This is a genomic window from Desulfobaccales bacterium, from assembly GCA_041648175.1.
Taxonomy (GTDB): domain Bacteria; phylum Desulfobacterota; class Desulfobaccia; order Desulfobaccales; family 0-14-0-80-60-11; genus 0-14-0-80-60-11.
On sequence record JBAZPO010000075.1, the window covers coordinates 1 to 2,783 of the forward strand.

General features: G+C 56.2%; 6 protein-coding genes. 5 read left to right on the plus strand and 1 reads right to left on the minus strand.

What is annotated here, in order from left to right; all coding sequences use genetic code 11:
* Positions 1-342 precede the first annotated feature (342 nt).
* The 5 genes from WC600_19190 (at position 343) to WC600_19210 (ending at position 2,343) form a co-directional block, all read left to right on the plus strand.
* Positions 343-591 carry a hypothetical protein gene (locus WC600_19190; protein MFA4904852.1) on the plus strand — a complete coding sequence of 83 codons (249 nt, stop codon included), beginning with the start codon at positions 343-345 and terminating at the stop codon, positions 589-591.
* Between the two features lie 87 nt (positions 592-678).
* The gene (locus WC600_19195; protein MFA4904853.1) at positions 679-1,017 is read left to right on the plus strand and encodes a TA system VapC family ribonuclease toxin; all 339 of its coding nucleotides are present in this window, start codon (positions 679-681) and stop codon (positions 1,015-1,017) included.
* Between the two features lie 426 nt (positions 1,018-1,443).
* Positions 1,444-1,626, plus strand: a complete 183-nt coding sequence (locus tag WC600_19200; GenBank protein ID MFA4904854.1) for a type II toxin-antitoxin system RelE/ParE family toxin — start codon at positions 1,444-1,446, stop codon at positions 1,624-1,626.
* 15 nt (positions 1,627-1,641) lie between these two features.
* Positions 1,642-1,947: an addiction module antidote protein gene (locus WC600_19205; GenBank protein MFA4904855.1), complete on the plus strand. Its 306-nt coding sequence runs from the start codon at positions 1,642-1,644 to the stop codon at positions 1,945-1,947.
* Positions 1,948-2,136: 189 nt separating this feature from the next.
* Positions 2,137-2,343, plus strand: coding sequence for a hypothetical protein (locus tag WC600_19210; protein ID MFA4904856.1), 207 nt, complete (start codon positions 2,137-2,139; stop codon positions 2,341-2,343).
* 87 nt (positions 2,344-2,430) lie between these two features.
* Here WC600_19210 and WC600_19215 read toward each other — a convergent pair.
* The coding region (locus WC600_19215) for a PfkB family carbohydrate kinase (GenBank protein MFA4904857.1) at positions 2,431-2,783 on the minus strand (353 nt) is incomplete at its 5' end.

Sequence of the window (2,783 nt, forward strand, 5' to 3'; positions counted from 1 at the left end):
TGGTGTTGCTGATTGTAAAAGTTCATATTGCCTCCTTTTTTCGTTAAGGGTTGAGTCTTGGATAACTCTTTATATTCTTCACGATTAAAGGAGGCAACCAACAGAATTTGGTTTTGTTGGAACTGAGCCTCTCAATAGCCCACGGAAACATAAAAACTAAATTCTGCTGGTCAGTCCTGACAACTTATTGTACTGGCGGAAAGGCCATAACTATTATCAATTCGCTCAAGCCGACGCCGAGTAGCTGCGGTTTTGTCCAGCAAACGCGGTGACAGACGCGGCTCCGTTCGCCCAACCAAAATGATGCCTTGACATCACGCTGCATGATGCTATTATGACATTATGAGAACAACACTTATCATAGACGACGATGTCCTGGACAAAGCGAAAGCCGTTGCGGCAAAGCTCCGTGCGCCCTTTCGGCGCGTGGTTAATGAGGCGCTGCGCACCGGATTGCAGATAGTTGAAGATACGCCGCCGCGAACTCGATCCTATCACACCCGTCCCCACAAGATGGGGCTGAAAGCCGGGAGGAATCTGGACAACATCCAGGCGCTCCTATCTCAGATCGAGGGGGAAGATCACCGGTGATCCTCGTGGATGCCAACGTCCTCTTGTATGCCGAAGACCAACAGAGTTCTCACCATGTGATGGCACGCGAATGGGTGGGATGCTCAGTTGTCTGGGGTCTCGCCAGTGTGCCTTTGCTGGACCGTCCTTGGTGCGTTCATCCGTATCGGCACGAATCCGCGCGTCTTTGAGCACCCCCTGTCTCTCGATCAGGCGCTCTCTCGTGTGCAAAGCTGGTTGGATCAACCCTGCACGCGCATTATTCATCCTACCGACCGGCACTGGATCGTCTTTCAAAAAATGTTGACCGAAGGCCAGGCCGTCGCAAACCTTGTGACCGACGCGCACCTGGCCGCTCTGGCTAGTGAACACGGCTGTGAGTTGATCTCCACCGATACCGATTTCTCACGCTTTCCTGGGATCAAGTGGAAAAACCCATTGAAGTAACTAACATTCTGGCGAACCATCGCTTCCACCGTACGTTTTTGCCGGGGCGGCAAAAACGCCGGTGAAGCGTGCCGATGGCTCGGACGCTTCGCGCCGAGCCATCGGCGCGGCTGATTGCCATCCGCTTTTGTCCTGGCGCTTCGCGCCAGTCCATCAAGCGGCTGCAGCGGGCAGCCGTCCCCGCGAGCAAGCTCGCGTGTACGTCAGCCGCTGATCCGCAGCGCCGTTATGCCCCCCCGTGCCGAAGGCGGTGCGGGGAGTCAAATCGCGGTGAATCCTGCTTGACAATATGTAATCGAACGATTACACTTCTGCAATGTTCTCGATTAAGCCTTTGCCCGAATTCACCGAATGGCTGGACGGCCTGTCCGATGTGGCGGTGCGCGGGGTGGTGGTGGCGCGCATAAGCGTCTGGAGCGCGGCTTGATGGGGGACGTGGAACCGGTTGGCGGGGGCGTGTTGGAGCTTCGTATTCATGTGGGCGCAGGCTGGCGCGTGTATTTCGTGCAGCGCGGCGCGCAGGTGATCGTGTTGCTCGCAGGCGGATCCAAGCGTACCCAGAAAACCGACATCAAGCGCGCCAAGGCACTGGCTGCGCGGCTGGATTGATTGAAGGAGACAACAATGACCCAACGCATCAAGGTGGCAGACCTGCCCGAGTTCGACGCAGCGCCGTATCTCGACAGCAAGGCGGCGATTGCGGCCTATCTGACGGACATTCTGGAGGCGAATGATCCGGCCTTGCTGGCGGCCGCATTGGGCGACATCGCCCGGGCGCGCGGCATGAACGAGATCGCCAAGGCATCTGGTCTCACCCGCGAAGCCCTGTACAAGGCGCTCAGGCCCAATGCGAAACCGCGCTACGACACCATCGCAAAGGTTTGCGGGGCGCTGGGGGTGCGGCTGGTGGCGCAGGCGATTCATGTTTGAGCCTTCGCTGTCAAAGGCATAACACGGCGGTCAAGCGGACGGCGGAAAAGCACCGCCGCCGCTTACCAGCCCGTTGGCCCCATAAAATAGAACCATTCATTCGTGGCTAACGTCTGACAACACGTCTGGCTTTTGCCATTGACGTGCCGAGCGGCTACACGTATAGTACACGTATAGAGGAGGTATGCCATGCAGAAGAAATTGACCATAACTATTGATGAAGAGGTTTATGAGGGGCTCCACAAGACCATCGGCCCCCGAAAAATAAGCAGATTTGTCCAGGAAATAGTCCGCCCACACGTAGTGCGCCCAAACCTCGATACGGCCTACGCTGAAATGGCCAAGGACAAGAGGCGGGAAAAGGAAGCCGCGGAATGGGCCGAGATTACCCTTTAATATTTATTAGAAAAGAGCCAACAAGGCAATCCAATCGGCTCGTTACTGACGGGTAAGAAGGCCTCCGCTCATAACTGATTTTGATGGTCACCCGTTCAGCCTCTCGCGGAATTCATCAGGGGTAAAACGGTATTCCTGAGTACCGTAGCACTCGACGGCAAAGGAAGCGCATACACTGCCCATTCGGGCGCATTGCTCAATGTCCTTGCCCTGGACAAGGCCGCTGATCAGGCCACCCCTGTAGGAATCGCCGGCGCCTGTCGGGTCCTCTACCTTTTTTGCCTTGACGGGGAAAATGCCGATTTCAGAGTCCGGCATGGAAACCTGTGAACCCAGCTCTCCGAGGGTCGTGATGATCGTCCCGGCCAGCCCCAGCAGGGCTTCCTTGTTCAAGCCGGTCTTGCTGATGATCAGGTTCAACTCGTAATCATTGACGATGA